A 4,350-nucleotide genomic window follows, 5' to 3' on the forward strand; every position below is an offset into this window, starting at 1 on the left:
CAGTTCTTCTGGTTATGGATCGATGATTTTGTCGGAAAAGACATTAGCGGTTCTCTCATTCTACGCTTGATTCTTTACCTGAGCGCCACGCTTGTTCCGCTCGCGCTGCCCCTCGCAGTGCTGCTTTCGTCGATCATGACATTTGGCAGCCTGGGAGAAACATTCGAACTGGTTGCCATTAAATCGGCCGGCATTGGATTGGTAAGATTTATGCGCCCGTTGCTGGTCGTTGCAGTGTTTCTTTCCGGCCTTTCATTCCTTTTTAATAACTACGTGATGCCCGTCGCTAACCTGAAGATGCGTACGCTGCAAACCGACCTCGTAAATTCCAAACCAGCTTTCGATCTGAAAGAAGGCGTATTTTATAAAACCATTCCTACCTACGCCATAAAAGTTGCAAAAAAAGAAAAAGATGATTCCACATTGAAAAATGTGATCATATATGAGAATATCGGCGGGATGCAGGACAATTTTATTATAGCTGAAAAAGGCATCATGAAAATTGCCCCAGATAAGCAATTTCTTGAGTTTACGCTAAAAAACGGATGGTGGTACCAGGAAGACGGTCAGCGCTCAGATACTACCACCAAATATATTCGTCTCGGCTTTAAGGAATATAAAAAAGTCGTAGATATGAGTTCGCTTGCTATGACCCTGACGCCCGACAGCACTTATAAAAGCCGGTATGAAATGCTCAGCATCCGGCAGCTTAATACCTTTATTGATTCTTTGGATAAGGTTACCAAAAAAGGATATGACTATGTCAAAAGAAACGATCTCGCAGCTTATATGGGTTTCATGAAGTACCTTGATACCGGTTGGAAAGATGTGAAAACAGAAAAAATAAAAGCAAAAAATTTTTATGATCTGATACCGGACAGTGCTAAAAGAGAAGTGCTCGATGCCAGTGCTTCGCAGGTTAATCTGATCAAAAGCAACATCGACCTTTCTGCCTCAGAATATCAGAGCCGCAGAACGGAATTGCGATTGTATCTGATTGAATGGCACTCTAAGTTTTCGATGGCAGGTGCGGTACTGGTACTGTTTTTGATTGGTGCTCCGCTGGGGTCGATCGTAAGAAAAGGCGGGATCGGTACTCCGGTTGTTTTCGCTGTTATCTTTTTTGTTATCTTTTTCCTGCTGAATAATTTCGGGAGAAAATTCGTGAAACAGGATGTGTTGCAACCGTTAACCGGGATATGGATGGCGGCAGCGGTATTATTGCCTGTTGGATTTTTTCTTATCTATAAAGCCCGGAATGATTCGCAATTAATGAATAAGGAGTTCTATTATCGTCTTTTCAAAAAAATTCTACCTGCAATTAAGAGGTTGACAAGATCAAAAAAAGAAAAACCTCAAACTACTATCTAAAAAAAACTAAAACCATTTCATATGTCAGTTAACAATGATAATACGCGCAGAAAATTTATCCGGAATGCTGCGCTCGCGTTAGGTTCAGTAGCTATTCTTCCCGACAACCTTCTTGCAGGAGAAACAATTGGTGGCGCCCGTGTCAAAAACCCTAATAATATTTTCAAAACAGGTTTCGACCAAACGCCGCTAGGCTATGCATACAACGCCCTGGAACCGGCCATTGATGCCATGACAATGGAAATTCATTACTCCAAACATGCATCAACTTATTCAAAAACTTTAAAAGAAGCTGCTCAGGCTGAAAAAATCGATACCAGTAAACCACTGGAAGATGTACTGAAAAATGTTTCGAAATATTCGGTGAAAGTACGCAACAATGGTGGCGGTCATTTTAATCATGAGATGTTTTGGAAATCGCTTTCAGCAAAAGGCAGTGGAAAACCTTCCGGCAAATTACTCGCCGCGATTGAAAAAGATTTTAATTCATTCGATGCTTTTAAAACACAATTCGGAGAGGCTGCTAAAACAAGATTCGGAAGCGGTTGGGCATGGCTGATAGTTGCACCAGGAAGTAAATTAAAAATCGGATCAACGCCAAATCAGGATAATCCATTAATGGATGTTTCGGATTTAAAGGGTGTGCCACTTCTTGGTCTCGACGTTTGGGAGCATGCTTATTATCTCAAATATCAAAACAGAAGACCTGAATACATCGAAAACTGGTGGAAAGTTGTAAACTGGGATGCAGTGCAGACCCGCTTCGACGGAGCATAAAACTATTGCCACTTCTGCAAAACGGTGAATCGCTTGGGGTGATTCACCGTTTTTGTTTTATGTTTATTTTTTATTGTGAAAGAACCGCAAACAGAAAATGTCAGTATTCAAAGATGGGTATTCCTTATCGCCCTGATATTGTTTGCCATTAAGTTAACGGCATATTATCTCACGCGATCGGTAGCTGTGCTTACAGATGCTTTGGAAAGCATCGTTAATGTCATTGCCGGTGCAATTGGTTTATATAGCTTATACCTTGCTGCCAAACCAAAAGATCAGAATCATCCTTATGGGCATGGAAAAGCAGAATTTCTTTCGGCTGCCATTGAGGGCACGCTAATCGTTATTGCGGGTTTCATCATAATCTATGAATCAGTTCTTAACCTGGTTTCTCCAAAACCTCTTCAACAGCTGGATAAAGGCATAATACTAATATCTTTTACAGCTTTAGTCAATTACATAGTAGGATTTATAAGTACTCGTAAAGGAAAGATAAACAATTCCTTAGCCCTTATTGCAAGCGGTCAGCACCTAAAAACTGATGCTTATTCAACAGTAGCGTTAATCATCGGACTTGTCTTAATTCTGCTTACCGGTTATGTTTGGCTCGATGGAACTGTTGCAATTTTATTTGCTGTTTTCATCATTTATACGGGATATCGCATTATGCGATCGTCTATTGCAGGCATTATGGATGAAGCAGATAAAGAGCTTCTTACAAAAATGGTACGGATATTGAATAGTAAGAGAAGAGATAACTGGATCGATCTCCATAATCTCAGGGTTATCAAATACGGGGGTCAGTTACATGTCGATTGTCACCTGACCGTTCCCTGGTACCTCAACGTTCTTGAGGCACACCATGAAGTTGATATACTTCGCGAACTGATCAGAAAGGAGTTTGGTACAACGCTTGAGTTGTTTGTTCACACCGACCCCTGTCTTGATTTTTCCTGCAGCATTTGTACCAGGCATGATTGCCAGGTTCGTCAAAGGCCGTTCGAGGAAAAGTTTGCGTGGACTTTGGAAAATATCATTTCCGATAAAAAACATCAGCTTTAGAACTAGTCTTTACCTGAAGACCGCCTTTGCCTTTATACCGTCGGAAAAATCAGGATTCGAAACTATTTTAAGTCATAAAAGCGGCTAAGCGTTTACGTCCGGACTGGCTGGATATTGCGTTCTATGTAGATTAAACCGTTGATTACCCAAAATATTTGCTTCTAAATCATTACCCGGTCTGAAAGCAACATTATGGCTATACATTTGAAACTTTAGTTATGAAAAATTCAAGTTACAAACTTCTGAACATGGAGAGAACTATCGTTCTCATCATTGTTCTGTTAATCGTTATCATGAGTGGATTATCTTTTGCATTCACCACCTGACAGGCTATCGGTTATTACGCTGTTTACAAATTCGTTTTTGTATTTTTGCAGTTCATTACATATTCATTGCCAGAAGGCAAGTCATATAATAAACTGTAAACATGCAAGCCTGGAAAGATTATCAGCAAAAGAATAAAGATAAATTTCTTGAAGAATTATTGAATCTGCTTCGAATTCCAAGTATCAGCGCAAGAAGTGAAAATAAAGCCGATATGAAAAATTGCGCCGAAGCAGTAAAGAAACAACTGCTGGCGGCAGGTGCTGATAAAGTTGAAATTTATGAAACCGCCGGCCACCCCGTGGTTTATGGCGAAAAAATAACAGATCCTTCCAAACCCACTGTTCTTGTTTATGGACATTATGATGTGCAGCCTGCTGATCCGCTGGAACTATGGCAAAGTGGACCATTTGAACCCGTTATAAAAGATGGAAAAATTTATGCACGTGGCGCCTGTGATGATAAAGGCCAATTTTATATGCATATCAAAGCACTTGAAACGATGGTGCAAACTGATTCACTATTCACTAATATTAAATTCCTGATTGAAGGCGAAGAAGAAGTTGGCTCGCCAAATCTTGCAAAATTTGTTTCATCCAAAAAGGATCTTTTGAAGGCTGATGTTGTTTTAATAAGTGATACAGCCATGATATCACTCGATACCCCATCTATCGATATCGGCGTTCGCGGACTTAGTTATATTGAAGTAGAAGTAACTGCTGCCAACAGGGACCTGCACAGCGGCACCTATGGCGGTGCAGTTGCCAATCCTATTACGATCCTGGCAAAAATGATCGCTTCCTGCCACGATGAAAA

Annotated in this window: 4 protein-coding genes; all 4 read left to right on the forward strand. The window is 40.6% G+C overall.

Annotated elements, in window-relative coordinates; all coding sequences use genetic code 11:
• A partial coding sequence (locus VK664_RS11555; RefSeq protein WP_461398815.1) for an LptF/LptG family permease occupies positions 1 to 1,371 on the forward strand: 1,371 nt, incomplete at its 5' end.
• Positions 1,372 to 1,392: 21 nt separating this feature from the next.
• Positions 1,393 to 2,148: a superoxide dismutase gene (locus tag VK664_RS11560; RefSeq protein ID WP_461398816.1), complete on the forward strand. Its 756-nt coding sequence runs from the start codon at positions 1,393 to 1,395 to the stop codon at positions 2,146 to 2,148.
• 75 nt (positions 2,149 to 2,223) lie between these two features.
• A complete protein-coding gene (locus VK664_RS11565) occupies positions 2,224 to 3,210 on the forward strand; it encodes a cation diffusion facilitator family transporter (RefSeq protein WP_461398817.1) in 987 nt (328 codons plus the stop codon).
• 427 nt (positions 3,211 to 3,637) lie between these two features.
• Positions 3,638 to 4,350: M20/M25/M40 family metallo-hydrolase (locus VK664_RS11570; protein ID WP_461398818.1), on the forward strand; the 713-nt coding region annotated here is incomplete at its 3' end.

The sequence above is a fragment of the Flavitalea sp. genome, assembly GCF_035489435.1.
Classification (GTDB): domain Bacteria; phylum Bacteroidota; class Bacteroidia; order Chitinophagales; family Chitinophagaceae; genus DATHKG01.